Here is a 20,363-nt window from a genome sequence, read left to right as displayed (position 1 = left end):
CTCGCGCACCCACCTTCGACGGCCGAGGTTTCACCACGATGACAGCAGTGTTGCTGTGCGCAATGCCACCGCCGCAACCGCCACGCGAACCGGAATGAATCGCCAGAAACGGGCCGAGTGGGCCGGCCGCGGCGACCCGCGGCACGCGCGGCCCGGCCCCGTCCACAGCTGCGGACGGGGCCGGGTGAGATCGCTCGAAGCGCGGGGTGGCGCGGAAGGCTCAGGGACGCAGCAGCCAGGTGTCCTTGCAGCCGCCGCCGCGCGACGAGTTGACGATCAGGCTGCCCGGCGGCGCGACCCGGCTGAGCGCCGCGGGCGCGACGACCGTCTCCCGGCCGGCGTAGACGAAGGCCCGCAGATCGACCGCACACGGCAGGAGTTCACCGTCCACCCAGGTCGGGTGGGTCGACAGCGACACGACCTCCTGGCCGACCCAGCCCCGCGGGTCCGCCAGGATGTCCTCGCGGACCCGGTCGAGCTCGCCCGGCCCGGCCGCCGGGCCGATCACCACCCCGGCGCCGCCGTACCCGTCGACCGGCTTGACGACGAGGCGGTCGAGGTTCTCCAGGACGTGCGCGCACTGCTCGGGATCCCCGCACACATAGGTCGGGACATCGTCCAGCAGAGGCTGCTCACCCAGGTAGTAGGTGATCATCCGGGCGACGAAGGCGTACACCACCTTGTCGTCGGCCACCCCGTTGCCCAGTGCGTTCGCCAGCGCCAGCCGCCCGGCCCGCACCGCACGCAGCAGGCCCGGCCCCAGCGGCGCGCCGTCCGCGCCGGGCAGGCCCATCAGCTCGTCCTCGTCGACCCGCCGGTACAGGACATCCACCCGGCGGCGGGCACCGCCGGCCACGGAGTACAGCACGTCGTCGTCGACCAGGACATCCGCCGGTGTCAGCAGCCCGACGCCCATCTCCTCGGCCAGGAAGGCGTGCTCGTAGTACGCCGAGTCCTGCGGTCCCGAGGTGAGGACAGCCACCGCGGGTTCGCCCCGCACCGCCGGCGGCGCCGCGGCCGCCAGCGCCTCGTGCAGCAGCGCCGGCACCGTGCCGACACCGAGAATGGCGCCCGGCGGGCTGAGTTCCGGCAACGCCGAACGGGTCAGCCGCCGGCTCTCGATCGCGTAGGCCACCCCCGACGGCACGCGCAGGTTGTCCTCCAGCACGAGCCAGCCGCCGTCGCCACCGCGGACCAGGTCGATGCCCGCCACCGTCGCCCGGACACCGCCGGACAGCGGCGCGCCGTCCCGGGACAGCAGCCGCCCCGAGTGACGCAGCCCGGGCGAGTCGTTGACCACCCAGGCCGGGATGATGCCGTCGGCGACCGCGGCGCGCTCGGAGTAGGTGTCCCGCAGAAAGGCCTCCAGCGCCCGCACCCGCTGGGTGAGCCCGGCCTGCAGCCGCGTCCAGTCGGCCGCGTCCACGACCCGCGGCACCAGGTCGAACGGGAACGGGCGGGTCTCGCCGTCGACCCGGAAGACCACGCCCCGCTCCNGCTGTTCGGCCTGCATCGCCTCGCCCCGCTCGGCCAGCACGGCCGGGCCCAGCCGCTCCATGGTGCGCAGGACGCCGCGGTAGGCCGGCCGCACGCCGTCCCGCTGTTCCACGGCCTCGTCGAAGCCGGTCGGCCGGTAGTGGTCCAGCAGTGAGCCGGCCTCCCCCGCGGGGCGTACCGACCGGGCGACACCGGGCGGATCCAGCGAGGCGGCGGGCGACTCCCGGGTCTCGGTGAGCAGCAGGTCGGCGACGTCGGTCAGCAGCCCGCGGCGGGCGAAGGCACGGCGCTGGCGGGACGCCGCGCTGCCGCGCCCGACGGCCGCCTCGGCCAGCTGCCCGGCCAGCTCCCAGTCGCCGAGCCGCTCCAGTTCCGGGCGGACCTCGGCCAGCAGCCGCCGCAGCAGTTCCTCCGCCGGGATGCTGCCGGCACCCGAGATGTCGACGAGGTCGCCCTCGATGCCGGAGCGGGCGGCCCGCCAGGTGGCGGCCCGCAGCAGCTCGGCCCGGGGCGACGGCGGCGGGCTGCCCGCGGTGACGGCGTCGATCGCCCGGCACACCAGGGCACGGAACAGCGCGGTTATCAGGATCACCGTGTCCACGTCGGGGCAGGCATCGCAGATGCGCAGCTCGACGGTGGGCAGATGGGCCGAGGGCCGGATGTCGAAATAGACCATCCCGGGGTCGCTGATCACCCCCGACTTGACCAGGTCCGCCACCAGCTGGTCGTACTCCGCGGCCGTCCGGAACGGGCCGGCGACACCGGCCGTCGGCCAGCGCTGCCAGACCATCGTCCGCATACTCGCGTAACCGCTGTCGGCCCCGTTCCAGAACGGGGAGCTCGCCGAGAGCGCGAGCAGCATCGGCAGCCAGGGGGCGACCCAGGCGGTGACGGCCATCGCGAGGTCACGGTCGGCGACGTCAACATGGACCTNGGCGCCGCAGATGAGCTGCTCACGCGCGAGCAGCTGGTACTCCTCCGCCATCTGCAGGTAGCGCGGGTCCGGCGAGACGTCATGGACCTCCGCGCCCACGATCGGCACGGTGCCCGCCCCCACCGGGCCCAGCCCCAGTGACCCGGCCGCGGCAGCGAGGCGCCGGCGCAGGTCGACCAGGTCGACCCGCAGGTCCGCGAGGTCCGTGCACGGTCTGCTGTTGGTCTCCACAACCGACCGCAGGAGCTCTGGGGAGAACTGGTCGTCGGGAAGCGCGCGGAGTATCTCCGCGGCCCGCGGAACGAGCCGCCGCGTCCCGAGATCGAGGATGTGAAACTCTTCTTCTACTCCGACCGCCGCAATCCGCGCGTCGCTCATGAATACCTACACTAGGGCCGACGGGTTACGGGGATATGTCGTGGACGTGTCACCGCTTGCGTTTGTCCGGTTGATCCCGGGCGGGATTCCGTAAGTTGTCGCCCCGTGTGCGGAAATCCTTGATGCCGCGGTCACTCCACGGTCTCGCCTGTTCACATCGGCTCCGAACTGATCGGGCGCGGCCCAGCACACATGGCGGTTTCCATGCGGGCCGGATCCGCGGACAGCACCTCACCCCGCCCCGGGCGGGGGAACGGACGACGCCTGCGTGCCAGCCCAGGGCAGGTCACCGCCTCCGCCAGCACGTCTCAAGTACCCAGCGAGAAGGTGTTTAAACCATGACGAAACGACCTCAGCTTACCGGGAATCACTTCCGACACTCCCCGACACGGGAGTGCCTCGGCCCACTTGTCCGGCGGCGGACAGTCCGCCTGTGACCGCTCGCTGACGTTGCGCCCGGCCCGTCCGGCGCCGCCGGCTCCGGCGGCGCCGGACCGGATGGTCCGAACCACTGTCGAAACGCGGGCACCCGAAATCCGACGTGCGCGACCCGTGGGCGTGGCGGGATCGGACGAAACGCCCGGAAGCGGCGGTGAACCCGCGATGGAAGCGAGGTGCGCCCGGGCTGGCGACAGCCGCGCGGGGACGGGGCTTTGTGCCCGCGTTCCGGAATAGTCACCCAGCGGTACCCCGGGGAAACCAGCGGGTGAATCGGGGGAAAGCGGTCCCGCCGGAGGATGCCCGACTACCGAGGACCGTCAGGCGGAGCGGGGCACGGCCGACCCGGTGACCGGAGCGACTGGGGTGACTGGGGCGACCGGCAGGCCCGTGCCCGGCAGCGCGTCGCGGATCTCCGCGGCCAGCAGGCTCCAGTCCGCCAGCCGCGCCGACGTCGCCCGGAACGCCAGGCCGATCCGCCGCCGCGGCGCGGGATCACGGAAGGTCGCCGTCGCGAGGCCCCGACCCTCACCCACCTCGACCCCGACCGCCGCCGCCGGAACGAGGGTCAGCCCCAGACCGCCCGCCACCATCTGCACGATCGTGGACAGACTGGCGGCGCGCAGCGCGCTGCGCTCCCGCGCGCCCGCCTCGCGGCAGACATCGAGGGCCTGCGCGCGGAAGCAGTGTCCGTCCTCCAGCAGCAGCAGTTCCTGCCCGCCGAGCGCCGCCAGTGGCAGACCCGCCCCACCGGCCATCGGGTGGTCGACGGGTGCCACCAGGACGAAGTCCTCGTCGTAGAGGGGCAGCTCGGCGATCCCGGGCTCGTCCGTCGGCAGGGCGAGCAGCGCCAGGTCGAGCGCGCCGCCGCGCAGTTCCTCGAGCAGCGGCTTGGTCTGCGCCTCGCGCAGCCCCAGCCGGGCGTCCGGGCGGCGGGCCCGCAGCGAGGGCAGCAGGCGGGGCAGCAGGTAAGGAGCCACCGTGGGGATCACACCGAGCCGAATGTCGCCCGACAGCGGTGCCCGCGCGCTCATCGCCAGCTGGCTGATGTCGTCCAGCGCACCGAGGACGCCACGCGCGCGCCGCACGATCTCCTCACCGACCGGCGTGAGCAGAACACTGCGGGTCGTCCGCTCGACGAGCTGGATGCCGAGTGTGCGCTCCAGCGCCGCCACCGCGCTCGACAGCGTGGGCTGACTGACGTGCAGCGCGGCCGCGGCCCGACCGAAGTGCCGGTGATCCGCGACACCTACCAGTGCCCGCAGCTGAGCCAGGGTGGGCTGAGGTTGCGCCATAGCCTGAGGCTATCAAACTCGCTGAATTTTTCGATTTCCCTTCTGAGTCGACGATCGGAAGAGTGGACCCGTCGCCCCACACCGGGGCGCAGAGAGAGGAGCCACCCCGATGCTGACCGTCGGCGACGTCTTCCCCGCCTACGACCTGACCGGTGTCGTGTCCACCAACCCGGACACCGCCTTCGTGCAGGAGACCTCCAGCAGCCGCCCCGGGCAGTGGCGTGTCGTGTTCTTCTGGCCGAAGGACTTCACGTTCGTCTGTCCTACGGAGATCGCCGCCTTCGGCCGGCTCAACGGCGAGTTCGCCGACCGCGACGCCCAGGTACTCGGCGTCTCGACGGACAGCGAGTACGTCCACCTCGCGTGGCGCCAGAACCACGAGGACCTGCGCGACCTGCCCTTCCCGATGCTGGCGGACATCAAGCGCGAACTGACCCAGGCCTGTGGCGTGCTCGGTGACGACGGCGTCGCGCAGCGGGCGACCTTCATCATCGACCCTGACGGCGTCATCCAGTTCGTGATGGTGACCGCCGGCAGCGTCGGCCGTAACCCGGCCGAGGTGCTGCGCGTGCTCGACGCCCTCCAGACCGACGAGCTGTGCCCGTGCAACTGGCAGAAGGGCGAGGCCACCCTGGGCAGCGGGGCACCCGCCCCCGCGGAGGTCGCGGCGTGATGAGCGTCGCCCACCTGCGGGAGCTGCTTCCCGACTACGCCAAGGACATCCGGCTCAACCTCGGTTCGGTCACCTCCCAGTCGAACCTGAGCACCCAGCAGCTGTGGGGCACGGTCCTGGCCTCGGCCATCGCCAGCCGCGGCGGGACCGCGCTGGCGGAACTGGAGGCCGAGGCGGTGGAGAATCTCAGCCCCACCGCCGCCACCGCCGCGCGCACCGCGGCCGCGCTGATGGCGATGAACAACGTCTACTACCGGACGATGCACCTGCTGGAGGACAAGGAGTACTCCAAGCTGCGGGCTGGCCTGCGGATGAACGCCATCGCCAACCCGGGCGTCGACAAGGTCGACTTCGAGCTGTGGTCACTGGCGGTCTCGGCGGTCAACGGCTGCGGGATGTGCCTCACCGCGCACGAGCACGAGCTGCGCCAGCGCGGGGTCTCCCGCGAGGTGATCCAGGACGCCATCCGGGTCGCCTCCGTGGTGCACGCCGCGGCGGTGACCGTCGAGGCCCACGAACGGATCCCCGCGGCGACCTGACCCCGGCGCACCCCGCCACTCCCACTCCGAGACGTCGCTCTCGCCGAGGCCCGGCCTCGCGGCGCAACCGCGCCGCGGCGCCGGGCCTTTCCCTTCGCCACCCAAGCCCCGCCCAGTCCTCCCGGCGACCTCCCGCCACACTCCCAGCACGCTCGCGCGGCCCACGCCACGCCGTGGCGGCCCCCCACGGCGCGTCGCGTGCCGGAATCGTTACCGGCCTCGACGGGGCCTCAGGACGACCCAGCGTGATCGCGGGGATTCCGGCGGGCCTCCCCTCGCCACCACCCTTCCCCCGCGCGCGACACCCTCCTGACGCGGCACAACATGCGGATCGACACCCGCCGGGCCGCCGCCGGCCCTCCCGAAGCCGGACGACGGGCGCTCTCATCTCGCCACTTTGAGTAACCAGGCCGCCGTATTGCGCCTAGCCAGTTTCGGTTTACACCGTGGTCTGATTCCGCCTAGCGCAACCAAGCCGCAAATCTGATGCCACAATGCAACTTCACAAGCACGCCTTGTAGTCGACGGCCTTGTAGTCGACGTCGGATATCGGTTGCAGGCGCCCGTGGTGGGAGTCAGCCCGGCCTACCCAGGCCGGAAGTCTCCCGACGCTGGCGCCAGGCCACCCGGCGGGCCGCCGGCCACCGACGAGCGTGGATATGGATACCGCCGAGGCGGCCGGTCACGTCAGCCCACGGGCGCCGGCGGCATGAGGAACTGGGGGAGCACGTCATGGCGTTACTGAACCCGGCCAACATCAGTCCCGTGCGCGGGGGGCACGCGCTGCGCGTGCCACGGCGCGGCGGCGAGTCCGCCGGGGTGACCGCGCCCGACGGGCCCGGCACCGGTTCGGCCGGCCCACCGCGCCTCGGCCCACTGCCCGAGAGCAAGGTCGGCCAGCAGGTCCGGGTGCCCAAGACCGCCGAACTCGTGGCGGCCCAGCTCCGCCGCCAGATCGTCCGCGGCGAACTCGTCGAGGGCGACGCGCTGCCGCCCGAGGCCGTCCTCATGGAGCAGTTCGGGGTCTCCCGACCAACCCTGCGCGAGGCCTTCCGCGTCCTGGAGTCGGAAGCGCTCATCTCGGTCCGCCGCGGCGCTCACGGCGGTGCCCGCGTGCACACGCCCGACGGGCAGGTCGCGGCTCGCTACGCGGGTCTTGTCCTCGAGCACCGCCACACCACTCTCGCGGATGTGCACACCGCCCACACCCTGCTGGAGCCGGCCGCCGTCCGGCTCCTCGCGACCCACCACACCGACGCCGTCCTCAGCGCCCTACACAGCGCGCTCACCCATCCCGACCCCGGCCACTTCCACCACCAGCTCCTGGAACACGCCGGCAACCAGACACTCAGCATGATCGCGGGGATGCTCCGNCACATCCTGGACACCCACACCCCGCCGCCCCAGACCGCACCCCACAACCACCACGACCACACCCACCTCCTCGACCTCATCGCCCACCACGACCCGGATGCCGCCGAAGCCCACTGGCGCACCCATATCGCCACCTCACCCCACCAGTCCCCCACCATCGTCCTAGACCTTCTGGGCGAGTAGCCACGGCGCGGCGGGCCCGGCGTGTCCCGATCCGGGCACTCTGGGCACGCCGTCGGGGCCTCCGCGTCACCAGAATGCACAGGTGCGGTGACGGGGCTGGCAGAAATCCCGGCACGCCGGCACTGAGCGGTAGCACCGGAAACAGAAGCGACAACAAGCCTTCACCAACGCCGATGGTTAAAGTCCGCGCGTCGGGTTACCGTGTGCGCCATGCCGCTGTCGGGACTCGCCTGGCAGACTCTCCCGGACGCGGGGGCGTTGGCCCTGGTAGATACCAGCTCACGGCGGGCCGCAGCGCTCGCCCGTCCACATCCACGTGAACTGCCCATGATCGACGTCGTCGACATCGAACGACTCGTCGTGACGTGGCTTTCACCCCAGACCCGGTTCGCCGCCGAACAGAAGCTCGTCGAGCGGGCCGAGGACGACCCTCATCGCACCATGGCCGCGCTGTGCTGGCTACTGGCGATGTGGACGGTGACGATTCACCTGCGCACGGGGCGCCCCCCTGCCACGGTGGTCGCCGCCATGTCCTATCGCCAGGTGTGGCGCAGCCCTGAGGCTCCGCAATCGGAGCGGGTGTGGGAGGCCCTCACCGACAGGATCAGGCTTGGCGTCCTGGCGGCACTGACCGCCGACGCCGACTCCGCCGTGGAGTTCCACACCCATGTCGACAATCCACGCGGGATGGGGCCCATCATGTTGCGCCACGCCCTCGGCGTCATGGCGAGCATGGCGGAGGACATGCGGATCATCGGTGTCGACCCTCAGGACATGGCCGGCACTCTGGCTCTCTACACCATCGACCCGGACGGCCCGACCGCTCCGTGCTTCCGGCCGTTGGCCTGAGCGGGCAGCACACGGGCGATGCCACCGCGCGCGGCCGCCCGCGCCGTGATCGACCTCGTGGCGACCTCCCAGGAAAGCCCGGTGGCCCGGGTGCGCCGGGCGCGCCCGCCGGCCGCCCTCGCCGGTGCCGACCGGCCGGCGCGGGCACCGGTGCCGCCCGGCACCCGCCAGCCCCGCGCCGAGCCCGTCGGTGCGGCCGCAGGGCGGTCGGTCACCACGGGATCATCGATGTAGACGGCTCTGGTCATCCCGCCATGGCCGTGGATCGCCAGCAGCGTGGCCATCGACGGGTACAACGCGACGGACCCGTGGTCGGAGTTCCACCACAGGACGCAGGTGCCGTCCGGAGCCTGCACTCCGTAGGCCACCGCGCCCGTGCCCGACACTCCGGACACGTCGACGTCGCGTTCGATGTGGAACCGTCGAATCTGGCGAGCGGACATGCTGGTCGACCTCCCTGCGAGACCTCGCCCTGCCGTGCGACGTTGCCCGGCACCCCGGCGGTGACCGGCCCGCCGCCGGCTGGCGAGCGGCAGACCGGTCGGGCCACCGTAGCCGCCGTGATCGGGGATGGTCATCCGATTCCCCGCTCCTGTCCGTGGCCCGGGGCATCCTCCGCGCGTCGCCCCAGGTCACCGGTCACTTCCCCCGCTGATCAGACCACGGAGGTGTCCTCCCGCCGCGGCGAGGCCATTCAGTTCACCGCCCGGAGCTCGGCCTCGGGATGGGGCTCGGCCGTCGCGGGAGTGAGGTACCGGCCGTAACCGGTCACGCCCACCAGGTGACGTTCCAGGAAAGCCACCGTGTAGTGGGCAGTCAGGCTGTGCGCGCGGTCGATCGCGATGGCGGGTGGGCGACAGGTCATCTCCTCAGTGACCTCCAGGCGCAGCCGTACACCGTCCGCCACCTCGGCCGCCCGCGCCACCTCGGCCTCCCGCGCCGCGGCGGCCTGGGCGCAGATCTCCGTGAACGAGTTGTGCGTCCCACCCGCCACGGCGACCAGGTAACGCGGGCGGGCCCCGGTGAGCTCGTCGAAGGCGCGCAGCGTGTTGCGTTCGAACGGCACCGCCCCGTCCATGCGGCCGCCGATCAGCAGCACCGGCACGGTGACCCGGGCGAGCTGTTCGGTCGGGACGACCTCGGTGGCCCCGGCGATCCCGACCACGGCGCGGACCCGCGGGTCGGCCGGGGCCCGCAGGAAACCCACACTTGAGACCACAGAGGTCAAACCACCGAAGGAGAACCCGACAACCGCGACCTCGTCGGCCCGCACCATCGCGGAGAGCGGGCAGTCGTCGTCGGTGAACGCGCTGATGACCCTCGACACGTCGAGAATCCGATCGCTGGCCAGGTCGACCAGCGGCGCCTGGCGGCCCTCGGCCGCCTCGATCATGGTGTCTCCCGGGTGGTCCGGCGCTGCCACGACGAAGCCGTGCGAGGCCAGCGCCTCGGCGAGATAAGCGAGCTGCACCCGGCTGCCCGCGCTGCCGTGCGAGATCACCACCAGCGGAAAGCGGCCGGGCGCGACCGTCGCCTCCTCCTCGGCCCGGGCGGCGGGCACCTCGACACCGGGGGCCACCGGATAGCGGGCTGGGGTGCCGATCACGGCCGGTATCGTCTGGGCGGCAGGTGCCGTCCGGGCGGGAGCGAGCGGCCCGCCGCTGGTGCTCCCCGGCCGACCACCGCCGGGCGCGGCGCGCCGCGGCGACGGCGGCGACGGGTACCAGACCGAGGTCGTCAGAACACGGTCGGGGCGCTGCCGATTCGGCACCAGCAGTGTCTGGTAACCCACCCCGTACGGCCCTGGCTGACCTGGGTCGGAGGGCTCACGCGCGGGCGGGAGGGCGGTGGGCGGTGGGGCCTCGGCCCCGGCCGCCGGCTGGCCGGCGCCGGGCAGCGGTCCGCACGAAGCCACCAGCATCGCCACGAGCAGGGTGCCGGCCACCAGCAACGACCAGGCCGCCGCCCGCGACGACTGCCGGAACGTCAGCCGGCGGCGCTCGAGCCGCTGCCGATGGTCCGCCAGCCGGGCGTACCGCGGCGGCGTCGGCTCCGACGCCCCAACCATGCGGCTGACACTACGCACAGTGACCGCCGCCGGGCGAGCGGATCACTGGCACTGCCGGCGCCGCCGGCACGATCAGCGCCTGCCGCCCAGGCTCATCACCGTCGTGACGTCGTCCCCCTCCGGACCGCCGAGCAGTTCGGTCAGTCGGCGCGGGCGACCGACGTGATACCCCTGCGCGATGCCGACACCGATGTCGAGCAGTGCCGGCGTAAGCGGCGCGCGGTCGACCCCCTCAGCGATGACGATCATCCCCATGGCCTGCGCTATCCGGACGACGGCCTCGACAAGTGCCCGGTCACGCGGACTGGTGTCAACGGTCCGGACAAGACCGGAGTCGATCTTCACCGCCCACAGTGGCAGGTCCNGCAACGCGGTCACCGCACCGGCGCTCATCCCGAAGTCGTCGAGCAGGACCGGGCAGCCGGCCGCCCCGAGCTGCTCGGCCAGGCGCCGGGCGGCGTCCAGATTCGCCAGCGCCGCGCTCTCGGAGATCTCCACAGCCAGTCGGGACGGGTCGACCCGGCTGTCCCGCAACGTCGAGAGAATGAAGTCACCGAACGCCGGGTCTCGCAGGGACCTGGTCGCCAGATTGACGTAAAGCCGCCCGGGAAGGCCGCTGACCAGGGCATTCACCGCGCGGAGGACGACCCAGCGGTCCAGGTGCAGCCCCAGGTCGGTGTGTTCGGCCGCCGTCAGGAAGCCGCGCGGGCCGAGCTCGGGCCAGACCCCGTCCCGCAGCCGGGAGAGCAGCTCGAAGCCGATCACCTCCCGGCTGGCCAGATCGATGACCGGTAGCGCGTCGAGCGACATCTGGCCGTTGTCGAGCGCGGCGGCGACCCGACCGGTCACCGTCACCCGCAGCGCCGCCTCGTCGTACTGCTCGCGGGTGAACAGCCGGGCCCGGTCACGCCCGGCGCGCTTGGCCTCCCGCAACGCCAGGTCCGCCCAGGCGAACGCGGCCTCGCTGCCCGCGGCCAGGTCGAGCGGGACCACCCCGATACTGACAGTGACCTGCACTGCCATCTCCTCGGCTGCCGCGGTCCGGGTGGCGACCGCGGTGCACAGCCGATCAGCGATCGCCAGGCCCTCGGCACCTGCCCCGTCCGGAAGAAGGACGGCGAACTCGTCACCGCCGAAGCGCCCGAGGGTGGCGGTGTCACCGAGCTCCTCGCGCAGCACACCCGCGACGGCGCACAGCACGGCGTCGCCGAGCGAGCAGCCCTGCAGGTCGTTGACGTCCGCGAGATGATCTACATCAAGCAGCAGCAGGGAACCTTCCGCCGGCTCGGTGCCCGCCGTCCGCGCTTCCAGATCCTCGGCCAGCGCGTACCGGGTCAGCAGGCCGGTCAGCGGATCGACGGAGCGGAGTTCCGCCTGGCCGTCGGCGGTCGCACCGGGGCCGTCCGCGGTGACCGCCGTGGCCGGCAGAACAGCGATATCCGGCGTGGCCCCGGCATCCGGTGTCGGAACGCCCTCCGGCACCCCACCGTGCAGCCCGTCCAGACCGTCCAGACCGTCCAGACCGGGAGCGACGCCTGGGGCGTCCGGGGCCATCTCACCGGGAAGATCGACGATCTCGAAGAGAAGCAGCTCCGAAGGCTGGCCCGCGCTCATGTCACGGCAGCTGACCCGCAGCCGGTGCGAGGTGCCGTCGGCGCTGGTCCAGCCGACGACGGCGGGCGGGGCGGCCGGGTGCAGCCCGGTCAGGGGCAGCCCGGCATCGGCGACCGCGAGCCTGGCCTCGAAGGCGGAGTCGGGGTCCCGCGTGCCGGTGACGAGCTCGACGAGGGCGTCGTTGACCCAGGCCACCCTGCCGTCCGCGGTGACGATCAGCATTCCGACCGACGACGCAGCAGCGGCCATGCCCGCAACCCCAGCGATCACCGCACCTCCCGCACCGCGCCGCCCGGAGTGCGCAGTCTAATGTCCGCAAGACCCCGGTCTGTCAGTCACCGCGCCGTGTCGACCATCGCTCGCGCTCCGCGCACCGACTGCGACGCCTCCCGAAGGCACCGCCCGGGCCCGCNGCGGGCGTCGACGCCGCCCCCTTGCCCGGCGACAGCTCATCCACCGAAACAATTGGGTAACATGGCAAGTGATTTACGTCACACCCAGCGGGAGGGCGACCGGCGGAAGGCTCGACAAGCCCTCGAACTCCCAGGTCAGACGCTGCCGAGAACCCGAGTCACCAGAATCTCCAACACCACCCGCTCCGGGTTGGGCCGGGGGACGCGGTACCGCTCGGCGTAGCGGCGCACAGCTTCGGCGACCGCCGCCGGATCATCCCGGACGACCGCCAGCCCTTCGAGCGTCGACCACCGCCCGCCGTCGACCTGGCAGACCGTGACGGGCACGCCCAGCGGGGCGGGCAGCATCCCGCTACGTGATGTCATTTCGGACAAATCCGGACTAGAAGCTGGGCTTTCGTCACCGACCGCCATGGGCTCGGGATGCGGCCCAACGGCCTGTTCACCCAGACTGTCGCCGCCCCGGCCCGCCACCAGCGCGACCTTGCGGGAGCCACGGCGCGTGATCACGCGGGCGAGCCCCGCCGCAGGTTCCAGCGTCACCCCCACGGGGACGACGTGCACCGTGCCGTCCGGACGCACCGTCGACAGGGTGCACAGATGCCGCTCACGCCAGAAATCGAGGAAGGCGGACCCGCGGCCGCCGAGGTCGATCGTCACACCCCACAGCCTCCCATCTGCGGCGAGAGCCGTTACCGACCCGTAAACGCGGATCAGAAGCGCCAACTTATTCCGTGATTGCGGATGTATCGTGCATCCGTGCCAATGATCCGTACCGCGCGCAAAGCCCGCGCGTCTCACCTCGCCGTCCCCCTCGTCCTCGTTCCCGCACTCGCGCTCGTCGCCGCCGGCTGCGGATCGGACGACGACAACGCCGGCTCCACCAGCACCACGGCGCCGGAAACGCACAAGATCACCGTGCTCGCGGCCGCGTCCCTCACCGGGACGTTCACCGAGCTGGGCAAGCAGTTCGAAGCCGCCCACCTCGGTACGACGGTCACGTTCTCCTTCGCCGCGAGCTCCGCCCTGGCCCAGCAGATCAACTCGGGCGCGCCCGCGGACGTGTTCGCCTCGGCAAGCACGAAGAACATGACCGAGGTCGTCGACGCCGGCAACGCCACCGACCCGAAGGTCTTCGCGACGAACTCGCTCGAGATCGCCGTGCCCAAGGACAACCCGGCCCACATCGACGAACTCGGCGACCTCGACGAGCCCGGTGTGAAGGTCGCGCTGTGCGAGGAGCAGGTACCGTGCGGCGTGGCCGCGAAGACGGTGCTCGAGAAGTCGGGCGAGAAGATCACCCCGGTCACCTACGGCGCCGATGTGAAGGCCGTGCTGACATCCGTCACTCTGGGTGAGGTCGACGCCGGTCTCGTCTACCAGACCGACGTGGCCGCCGCCGGCGACAAGGTCACCGGTATCGAGATCCCGGCCGACGTCAACGCCAGGACCACGTACCCGGTGGCCACGCTGAAGGATGCGAAGGACCAGGAGACCGCGAAGGCGTTCGTCGACTACGTCCTGTCCGACGAGGGTTCCAAGGTGTTCACCGAAGCCGGCTTCGGCCCGCCGGCGTGACCACCGCCCAACTGGCACGGCGCGTGACGCGGAGACGGGGCACGACCCGGAGACGGCGTGAGGCCCGCGGCCGCGCACCGTGGCCACTCGCCGTGCCGGCAGGGCTCGCCGCCGTTTTCCTGATGCTGCCGCTGCTGGCCCTGATCATCCGGGCGCCCTGGGAATCGCTGCCCGAGCTGCTGAGCGATCCGTCCACCCGCGACGCGCTGTGGCTGTCGGTACGCACGGCGACGATCGCGACGGTCATCTGCATGGTGTTCGGCATTCCACTCGCCTGGGCGCTCGCCCGCGGCGCGTTCCCCGGCCGGAACCTGCTCCGGGCGCTGGTCACCATTCCGCTGGTGCTCCCGCCGGTCGTCGGCGGCGTCTCGCTCCTGCTGGTGCTGGGCCGGCGCGGCATCGTCGGCTCGCACCTCGACGACTGGTTCGGGATCACCATCCCGTTCACCACCGACGCGGTGATCATCGCTCAGGCCTTCGTCGCGCTGCCGTTCCTCGTTCTCTCCGTCGAGGGCGCGCTCAGCGCCGCCGACCAGCGCTACGAGGAGGCGGCTGCCACCCTCGGGGCGAGCCGGGTGACCGTCTTCCGCCGGGTGACCGTCCCCATGATCCTCCCCGCGATCGCGGCCGGCACCGTGCTGTGCTGGGCGCGGGCCCTGGGCGAGTTCGGCGCGACCATCACCTTCGCCGGCAACTTCCCGAAGACCACGCAGACCATGCCGCTCGCGGTCTACCTCGCGATGGAGGTCGACCCTGACAAGGCCGTCGCGTTGTCCCTGGTGCTGCTCACCGTCAGCATCGTCGTGCTGGTCGCGCTGCGGGGCCGTTGGTGGAGCGGTCGCCGGACGCCCGGAATCGCATGATCGGGATGGCCAGGAAGCACCCGCCCGGGGACAGCCGACCGCCGGCGGAACAGCCGGACGAACAGCCGGCAGGGCAGGCAGTCGGGCAGGCGGTCGGGCAGGCGGTCGACCGGCCGGGGCACACCGGCCTCGTCGCCCGGATCGGCGTCGAGCTGGGCGCCCTGCGCCTCGACGCCGAGCTGGCCGTACGACCCGGGCGCACGCTGGCGATCCTCGGGCCCAACGGCGCCGGCAAGAGCACCCTGCTGCGCGCCCTCGCCGGGCTCGTCCCCCTGGAGCACGGGCAGATCGTGCTGGACGGGGCCGTCCTCGACGCACCGGACACCCGGTGCTTCGTGCCCCCGGAACGGCGCGGCGCCGGGTACGTCTTCCAGGACTACCTGCTCTTCCCGCACCTCAGNGCCGTCGACAACGTGGCGTTCGGCCCGCGGGTGCGCCACCGGGTCAAGCGCTCGGTGGCCCGCGCCGCCGCCCGGGAATGGCTGGCCCGCCTGGGGCTCGCCGAGGTCGGGCACCTGCGCCCCGGCGCGCTGTCCGGCGGGCAGGCCCAGCGGGTCGCGCTCGCCCGCGCACTCGCCCCCGGTCCCGGCATCCTGCTGCTGGACGAGCCCCTGGCCGCGCTGGACGCGGGGACCCGCCTGGAGGTCCGCGCCGAGATCCGCGCGCTGCTGCCCACGCTCGACGTACCCGTCATCCTGGTCACCCACGACCCGGTGGACGCGCTGACGCTGGCCGACGAGGTCGCCGTGCTCGAACAGGGCCGGGTGGTGCAGCGAGGCGAACCGGCGGAGGTGATCGGCCGGCCGCGCACGCCGTACGTGGCCCGGCTCGCCGGCCTGAACCTCTTCCCCGGGACCTGTAGGGACGGCGTGGTCACGCTTGACCCGGGCGACCACCCGGACACGGGGGCGGGGGCGGGCGCGGACGTCGGCGGCACCGCGGCGCCGGCGACCGTGCCGGTGGGGCCCGACGCCCCGCGGGGGGCCGTCCTGGTCGCGGCGCGCCCGTCCGACGTCGAACTGCAGCTGGACCGGCCGGCTCCCGGCCCGGGCCCGCGGCTTCTCCTGCGCGGGCCGGTGCGGACCGTGGAGTCCCTGGGTGACCGGGTCAGGGTGCAGATCGCCAGCGCGCCCGCCGTGCGCGCCGAGATCCCGGCGCGCCGGCTGGCCGAGCTCCGGCTGGTCCGCGGCACATCCGTCTGGCTCACGATCAACCAGGCGGATCTCGACGTCTACGGCCGGGCCGACTCCGGGCGTTGATCCCCCGGCGTTGTCCCCGGATGACCGCCCCGGACTCCGCTTCTCAGGTCCCCGGGGCGGGTTCGCCGTCGACCAGCACGCTGATGCCCTCCCCGAGGAAGGAGACGTACCCGGCGATCCCCGTCGACTCCGGCAACGGCCGCGGGTAGTACCAGGCGCCGTCCACGACGGTCTGCCCGCCGCCGCGCACCGTGTAGTAGGACGCCTCCCCCTTGTAGGGGCAGACCGTGTGCGTCGCGGACTCCACCAGGGCCTCCGGCCGGACATCCGCCAGCGGAACGTACCAGCGGGGCGGCAGCGAGGTCTCGAACAGCTTCACCGGATGCGACGTGCGGGCCACCAGCTCGCCGCCCACCGTGACCTCCACCTGGTCCGACGAGCGGCGGATGTCGACCCGGTGGTAGGGGTCCTTCGGGTGGCCGAAGACCCGTTCATCCTCCTGATACCAGGCGTCCAGGCGATCGAAGTAGAACGCCGCCAGCCCGGCGAGCGGCGGAGCGCCCGCCACCGGCGCCGGATAGGACCACAGGACGTTCTCCTCGACCCGGTCCCCGACCCGCAGCGTCCAGTACGACGCCGTGCCCTTGAAGGGGCAGAAGGTCTGATGGTCCGTCGGTTCCAGCAGGTCACGGCGGATGTCGTCGAGCGGGACGTACCAGACGGCCTGGTAGTTGGTCTCGTACAGGGCGCGGGCCCGCCGGGTGTCGAGCACGGTCCGCCCCGCGAACTCGGCCCGGATCCGTCCGGGGACGTCGTCCAGGTAGAGAACGTGGGCGGGAGCCGCGGTGCCGAGGTCGAAGTTGAACGCGCCCGCGGGATGCCGGGCGAAGGGTCCGGTGCCGAGAGTCAGACTCATGCCTGCCGGCAACGCCGCCNCCCCCGTTCCGCTTCCGGGCACGGGCAGGGCACCACCCGCCGTGGCGGATGAACGGCGGGTTCGCTACAGTTCCAGGCGTTGCGAGGGGGGAGATCACCGAAGGAGTCTCCATGGCCCCGGTCCGCAAGGCCGTCGCCAGCGCAGCAACCGCGGTCGCCCTCACGGCGGCCGTCGCTTCCTGCCGTGCCACGCCGGGTGACCTGCCCGGCGCTGGGAACCAGCCACCGGCTCCCGGCGTGAGCACACCCGCCACCGTCACACCGTCCGCGCCGGCACCGACCACGCCCGGTTCGGTGCCGCCCGGTTCGGTGCCGCCCAATTCGGTGCCGCCCGGTTCGACGACACCGACGAGCACGGCGCCGGCCGGGCCCACTCAGGTTCCGTCGACCAGCGCACCGGTGCCCGTCCCGACAGTCACCTCCGTCCCCACGGTCGCGCCCGCGCCGACGCGGTCGTCGAGCCCGACGCCCCCGCGGGTCACCTCGGCGCCGGTCACGCCGCCGCCGGTGGTCCCGCCCCAGCCACAGCCGTCGGCCGGCACCCGGCAGGACGAGATCGTGCGGCTCACCAACATCGAGCGGGACAAGGTCGGCTGCGGGCCACTCACCGCCGATGCCAGCCTCACCACCGCCGCCCAGGCCCACTCGCTGGACATGGCGGTGCACAGCTACTTCAGCCACACCGGTCTGAACGGCAGCTCAGTGGGTGACCGGGCCCGCGCGGCGGGGTTCCCGTCGTCCTACGTCGGGGAGAACATCGCCGCGGGAACGTCGACGCCAGCGGCCACCATCCAGATGTGGANGGGCAGTGCCGGACACCGTGCCAACATCCTGAACTGCGGCTACACCCGCATCGGGGTCGGCTATGCCGAGGGCGGCTCCTACCGCTACTACTGGACGCAGGTCTTCGGCACGCGGTAACGCCCGCGGTGCCGCCGGACACCCGCCCCGGGCCTGGCCCGGGGCGGCGAGCCGGGTGGCCGTCAGTGCTCGACGTGGCCCAGCGGGCGGCCCGGCGCCACCCGGTCACGCAGCGCCCGCTTGACCGCGGACGGCTCGGGGAAGCCCTGCTCGCCGCGGTCCCAGATCACCTCACCGTCCAGCCGGACGGTGAAGACGCCGCCGGTGCCCGGCACGAGGGCGACCGCGCCGAGATCCGACTCGAAGGTGGTCAGCAGCTCCTGGGCGAGCCAGGCCGCCCGCGGCAGCCACCGGCACCGGGTGCAGTACTCGATCTCCACCCGCGGCCGCGCCGGACCGGGCTCCGCCCCGGAGCCGACCTCAGACACCGAGCATGGCGAGCCACTGCCGGGAACTGGTCGGCCGGAACACGTAGTTCATCTTGCGCACCACACTGAGCTCGGCCGAGGACTCCGCGGAGTAGCGGTGCCCCGGGTAGACGGTCACGTCGTCCGACAGGGCACCCAGCCGCCGCAGACTGTCGTACATCGCGGCCGCGTCCCCGCCGGGGAAGTCCATCCGGCCGCAGCCCTCCAGGAACAGTGTGTCCCCCGCGACCAGGCGGCCGTCGACGAGGAAGCACTGGCTGCCCGGCGTATGGCCCGGGGTGTGCAGCAGGCGGATGTCCACGGCGCCCACGGTGACCACGTCGTCGTCGCTGTGCTCGACGAGCTCGGCCGCGCCGACGCCGGTTCCGCGCCGCACCCACTCCGCCTCGGCCTGCTGCAGGTGGATCGGTACCGAGGTGCGCTCCAGCAGCTCGCGGATGCCCTCCAGCTCGATGCCGAACGCCGTGCCACCCACGTGGTCGGCATGGTGGTGTGTCACCAGTGCCCCGGTCAGCCGCATGTCGTCGGCCGCGAGCACGTCGAGCAGGTCGCCGACCCGGTAGGCCGGGTCGACCACGACGGCCTCACGGGTCTCCCGGTCGCCGATCAGGTAGACGAAGTTCACCATCTGCGTCGCGGCGGGGTCTCCCACCGCGAAATCGCGACCGGACAGAAGCTGACGGAAGTACAGACGCTCGCTCACACCGTGAGCCTACGGAGCACCGACCCATGGCTCCAGAACCTGGCGCGGCGCCGGGGCAGCCCGCCGGTTACATTCGCCCCATGACGGCCAGGATGCGCCGAACGGCGGCGGCCGCCCTGGAGGTCGCCGGTGCCGAGCACGTCACGTCCAGCCAGCTCGCCCACTGGCGGCGCTCGGGCCTGGTGCGCCCGGGGCGCGGCGAACTGACCCAGGCCAGGGCGATCGCGGCTCTGCTCAGGGCCGGTCTGAGCCTGCGGCACATCCGAGGCGCCGTCGAACGGCTACGGCTGCTGCCCGGCCCCGAGCCGGACGGGGCACCGGCGGGGATCCAGGCGCCGCTGCGTCTCGCGGTGCACGGCCAGGAGCTTTTCGTGCAGCGCGCGGACGGCGGCTGGGAGGGAGATCGCGCGCCGGGCCAGTTGATCATAGACGGGGTCGTCGCGCTGGTACCGCTCGACGGTGTGGCGCTCGGGGCGCTTCCAGGCGGCCTCCCCCACGACGGGACGGACCCCGCCGGCCTGCGCCCGCGGAGCGGGCCGCGGCGAGGGCGGCCCGACGGCCCCGCTGGTGGCAGTGATCCGGCGGCTGGCGGGGGCCGGGCAGCCCCGGCTGCGGAAAGCGACCGGATCCGCCGCTTCCTGGATCGCCAGCGGGCTCTGGAGCGGTCAGGGCCCTGACGCCGCGGTCCGGGTGCGGCGCATGGGATGATCCACCGAGGGCCCACGCGCGTTACTGGAGGTAGCCCTCCACCTGACTCCCGGAACCGGGGCGCGCCTCGTCCGGGTCAGCCCCGACGGAGCGGGCCGCCCGCCGCCGGCGGAGCAGATCCCAGCACTGGTCCAGGGTCTGCTCCAGTTCCACGAGCCGATCGCGTTCGGCATCCGAATCGATCCTGCCCTGGGAACGCCGAAGGCGAAGGCTGTGCTCCTCCGCGACCAGCGTGTCGATCCGCTCGAAGATCCTCGTGTCCTCCATCGAACTCAGCCAACCACGCCCTCGCCCGCCGTTCCACTGCGGCCCGCGGCAGACCATTCACTCAACGTAACCGGCACCGCCGGTGGAACGGCGCGGGACCCGCTCAGTCGGCCCCCTTCGCCAGCTTGGACGGCCACCAGATCTTCCTGCCGATGTCGTGGCTGAGCGCGGGTACCAGGACGGAACGCACGATGATCGTGTCCAGCAGGACGCCGAAGGCCACGGCGAAGCCGACCTCGGCGAGGAAGACGAGCGGCAGCACACCGAGCACCGCGAAGGTCGCCGCGAGCACGACTCCCGCCGAGGTGATCACGCCACCGGTGACGGAAAGGCCGCGGACGATACCCGACCGCGTCCCGTGCTCGATCGTCTCCTCGCGCACCCGGGTCATCAGGAAGATGTTGTAGTCGATACCCAGCGCGACCAGNAACACGAACGCGAAGAGCGGAAAGCCCGGATCCGCGTTGGCGAAACCGAAGACGTGGTTGAAGACCAGCGCGCTCACGCCGAGCGTGGCCGTGAAGGACAGGACCACCGTCGCGATCAGCAGCAGCGGTGCCAGCAG

At 72.5% G+C, this 20,363-nt stretch carries 19 protein-coding genes and 9 pseudogenes; 12 read left to right on the top strand and 16 right to left on the bottom strand.

What is annotated here, in order from left to right:
- Positions 1 to 220: 220 nt before the first annotated feature.
- The 4 genes and pseudogenes from UG55_RS36450 to UG55_RS13055 all read right to left on the bottom strand — a co-directional run.
- Positions 221 to 1,496 (bottom strand): annotated as a pseudogene (locus UG55_RS36450) (circularly permuted type 2 ATP-grasp protein); the annotation flags it as partial.
- 1 nt (position 1,497) lies between these two features.
- Positions 1,498 to 2,430, bottom strand: a pseudogene (locus UG55_RS36445) (YbdK family carboxylate-amine ligase); the annotation flags it as partial.
- A gap of 1 nt (position 2,431) precedes the next feature.
- A partial coding sequence (locus UG55_RS36440; RefSeq protein ID WP_242424262.1) for a glutamate-cysteine ligase family protein occupies positions 2,432 to 2,809 on the bottom strand: 378 nt, incomplete at its 3' end.
- 758 nt (positions 2,810 to 3,567) lie between these two features.
- Entirely contained in the window at positions 3,568 to 4,542 is a 975-nt protein-coding gene (locus UG55_RS13055) for a LysR substrate-binding domain-containing protein (RefSeq protein ID WP_066067576.1), read from the bottom strand.
- A 109-nt stretch (positions 4,543 to 4,651) separates the two neighbouring features.
- On the opposite strand from UG55_RS13055, the gene UG55_RS13050 reads away from it, so the two are divergent.
- From UG55_RS13050 to UG55_RS13035, 5 genes and pseudogenes are all read left to right on the top strand, one after another.
- The gene (locus UG55_RS13050; RefSeq protein WP_066067573.1) at positions 4,652 to 5,215 is read left to right on the top strand and encodes a peroxiredoxin; all 564 of its coding nucleotides are present in this window, start codon (positions 4,652 to 4,654) and stop codon (positions 5,213 to 5,215) included.
- On the top strand, positions 5,215 to 5,754 hold the full coding sequence (locus UG55_RS13045; protein WP_066067570.1) for a carboxymuconolactone decarboxylase family protein: 540 nt from the start codon (positions 5,215 to 5,217) through the stop codon (positions 5,752 to 5,754). The genes UG55_RS13050 and UG55_RS13045 overlap by 1 nt, the downstream gene beginning before the upstream one ends.
- A 732-nt stretch (positions 5,755 to 6,486) precedes the next feature.
- A pseudogene (locus tag UG55_RS13040) lies at positions 6,487 to 7,127 on the top strand (FadR/GntR family transcriptional regulator); the annotation flags it as partial.
- A gap of 1 nt (position 7,128) precedes the next feature.
- Positions 7,129 to 7,311, top strand: a pseudogene (locus UG55_RS36435) (FadR family transcriptional regulator); the annotation flags it as partial.
- Positions 7,312 to 7,521: 210 nt separating this feature from the next.
- The gene (locus tag UG55_RS13035; RefSeq protein ID WP_066067564.1) at positions 7,522 to 8,160 is read left to right on the top strand and encodes a hypothetical protein; all 639 of its coding nucleotides are present in this window, start codon (positions 7,522 to 7,524) and stop codon (positions 8,158 to 8,160) included.
- On the opposite strand, the gene UG55_RS13030 is transcribed toward UG55_RS13035, so the two are convergent.
- The 5 genes and pseudogenes from UG55_RS13030 to UG55_RS13015 all read right to left on the bottom strand — a co-directional run bounded on the left by UG55_RS13030 (position 8,106) and on the right by UG55_RS13015 (position 12,915).
- Positions 8,106 to 8,603 carry a hypothetical protein gene (locus UG55_RS13030; RefSeq protein WP_066067561.1) on the bottom strand — a complete coding sequence of 166 codons (498 nt, stop codon included), beginning with the start codon at positions 8,601 to 8,603 and terminating at the stop codon, positions 8,106 to 8,108. The two genes, UG55_RS13035 and UG55_RS13030, sit on opposite strands and share 55 nt — an antisense overlap.
- 251 nt (positions 8,604 to 8,854) lie before the next feature.
- Positions 8,855 to 10,228, bottom strand: a complete 1,374-nt coding sequence (locus UG55_RS13025) for a dienelactone hydrolase family protein (RefSeq protein WP_083986738.1) — start codon at positions 10,226 to 10,228, stop codon at positions 8,855 to 8,857.
- A 72-nt stretch (positions 10,229 to 10,300) separates the two neighbouring features.
- Positions 10,301 to 10,592 (bottom strand): annotated as a pseudogene (locus tag UG55_RS36430) (EAL domain-containing protein); the annotation flags it as partial.
- Between the two features lies 1 nt (position 10,593).
- A partial coding sequence (locus UG55_RS13020) for a diguanylate cyclase (RefSeq protein WP_242424274.1) occupies positions 10,594 to 11,782 on the bottom strand: 1,189 nt, incomplete at its 3' end.
- 608 nt (positions 11,783 to 12,390) lie between these two features.
- Positions 12,391 to 12,915, bottom strand: coding sequence for a pyridoxamine 5'-phosphate oxidase family protein (locus UG55_RS13015; protein ID WP_066067555.1), 525 nt, complete (start codon positions 12,913 to 12,915; stop codon positions 12,391 to 12,393).
- A gap of 105 nt (positions 12,916 to 13,020) precedes the next feature.
- Between UG55_RS13015 and modA the strand changes: the two genes are divergently transcribed.
- From modA to UG55_RS13000, 4 genes and pseudogenes are all read left to right on the top strand, one after another.
- Positions 13,021 to 13,833: a molybdate ABC transporter substrate-binding protein gene (modA, locus tag UG55_RS13010; protein ID WP_066067553.1), complete on the top strand. Its 813-nt coding sequence runs from the start codon at positions 13,021 to 13,023 to the stop codon at positions 13,831 to 13,833.
- A 122-nt stretch (positions 13,834 to 13,955) separates the two neighbouring features.
- Positions 13,956 to 14,696, top strand: a complete 741-nt coding sequence (locus UG55_RS13005) for an ABC transporter permease (RefSeq protein WP_083986754.1) — start codon at positions 13,956 to 13,958, stop codon at positions 14,694 to 14,696.
- Positions 14,697 to 14,701: 5 nt separating this feature from the next.
- Positions 14,702 to 15,096: pseudogene (locus UG55_RS36425) on the top strand (ATP-binding cassette domain-containing protein); the annotation flags it as partial.
- Position 15,097: 1 nt separating this feature from the next.
- On the top strand, positions 15,098 to 15,955 hold an 858-nt coding region (locus UG55_RS13000), incomplete at its 5' end, for an ABC transporter ATP-binding protein (protein ID WP_242424261.1).
- Positions 15,956 to 15,998: 43 nt separating this feature from the next.
- Here the strand turns inward: UG55_RS13000 and UG55_RS12995 are convergent.
- Together UG55_RS12995 and UG55_RS36420 are read right to left on the bottom strand one after the other, a co-directional pair.
- Positions 15,999 to 16,811: a DUF427 domain-containing protein gene (locus UG55_RS12995; protein WP_066067547.1), complete on the bottom strand. Its 813-nt coding sequence runs from the start codon at positions 16,809 to 16,811 to the stop codon at positions 15,999 to 16,001.
- 394 nt (positions 16,812 to 17,205) lie between these two features.
- Positions 17,206 to 17,400: a hypothetical protein gene (locus UG55_RS36420; RefSeq protein ID WP_242424279.1), complete on the bottom strand. Its 195-nt coding sequence runs from the start codon at positions 17,398 to 17,400 to the stop codon at positions 17,206 to 17,208.
- On the opposite strand from UG55_RS36420, the pseudogene UG55_RS36415 reads away from it, so the two are divergent.
- Positions 17,339 to 17,633: pseudogene (locus UG55_RS36415) on the top strand (CAP domain-containing protein); the annotation flags it as partial. The gene UG55_RS36420 and the pseudogene UG55_RS36415 sit on opposite strands and share 62 nt — an antisense overlap.
- Position 17,634: 1 nt before the next feature.
- Positions 17,635 to 17,752, top strand: a 118-nt coding sequence (locus tag UG55_RS36410) for a CAP domain-containing protein (protein WP_242424273.1), incomplete at its 5' end; no start/stop codon positions are given.
- 62 nt (positions 17,753 to 17,814) lie between these two features.
- Here UG55_RS36410 and UG55_RS12985 read toward each other — a convergent pair.
- Together UG55_RS12985 and UG55_RS12980 are read right to left on the bottom strand one after the other, a co-directional pair.
- Entirely contained in the window at positions 17,815 to 18,120 is a 306-nt protein-coding gene (locus UG55_RS12985; protein WP_066067541.1) for a SelT/SelW/SelH family protein, read from the bottom strand.
- Positions 18,113 to 18,823, bottom strand: coding sequence for an MBL fold metallo-hydrolase (locus UG55_RS12980; protein WP_066067539.1), 711 nt, complete (start codon positions 18,821 to 18,823; stop codon positions 18,113 to 18,115). Before UG55_RS12980 ends, UG55_RS12985 begins: the two co-directional genes overlap by 8 nt.
- An 80-nt stretch (positions 18,824 to 18,903) precedes the next feature.
- On the opposite strand from UG55_RS12980, the gene UG55_RS12975 reads away from it, so the two are divergent.
- Positions 18,904 to 19,500, top strand: coding sequence for a hypothetical protein (locus tag UG55_RS12975; protein ID WP_242424260.1), 597 nt, complete (start codon positions 18,904 to 18,906; stop codon positions 19,498 to 19,500).
- Positions 19,501 to 19,552: 52 nt separating this feature from the next.
- Here UG55_RS12975 and UG55_RS12970 read toward each other — a convergent pair whose 3' ends face one another.
- The 3 genes and pseudogenes from UG55_RS12970 to UG55_RS36400 all read right to left on the bottom strand — a co-directional run.
- The gene (locus tag UG55_RS12970) at positions 19,553 to 19,798 is read right to left on the bottom strand and encodes a DUF2630 family protein (RefSeq protein WP_066067536.1); all 246 of its coding nucleotides are present in this window, start codon (positions 19,796 to 19,798) and stop codon (positions 19,553 to 19,555) included.
- A gap of 103 nt (positions 19,799 to 19,901) precedes the next feature.
- Positions 19,902 to 20,225: pseudogene (locus UG55_RS36405) on the bottom strand (MMPL family transporter); the annotation flags it as partial.
- 1 nt (position 20,226) lies between these two features.
- Positions 20,227 to 20,363 (bottom strand): annotated as a pseudogene (locus tag UG55_RS36400) (hypothetical protein); the annotation flags it as partial.

This window comes from Frankia sp. EI5c (assembly GCF_001636565.1).
In the GTDB taxonomy this organism is placed as follows: Bacteria; Actinomycetota; Actinomycetes; order Frankiales; family Frankiaceae; genus Parafrankia.
Note: the sequence above shows the minus strand (reverse complement) of the source record. Positions and strands in the feature narration are given on the sequence as shown.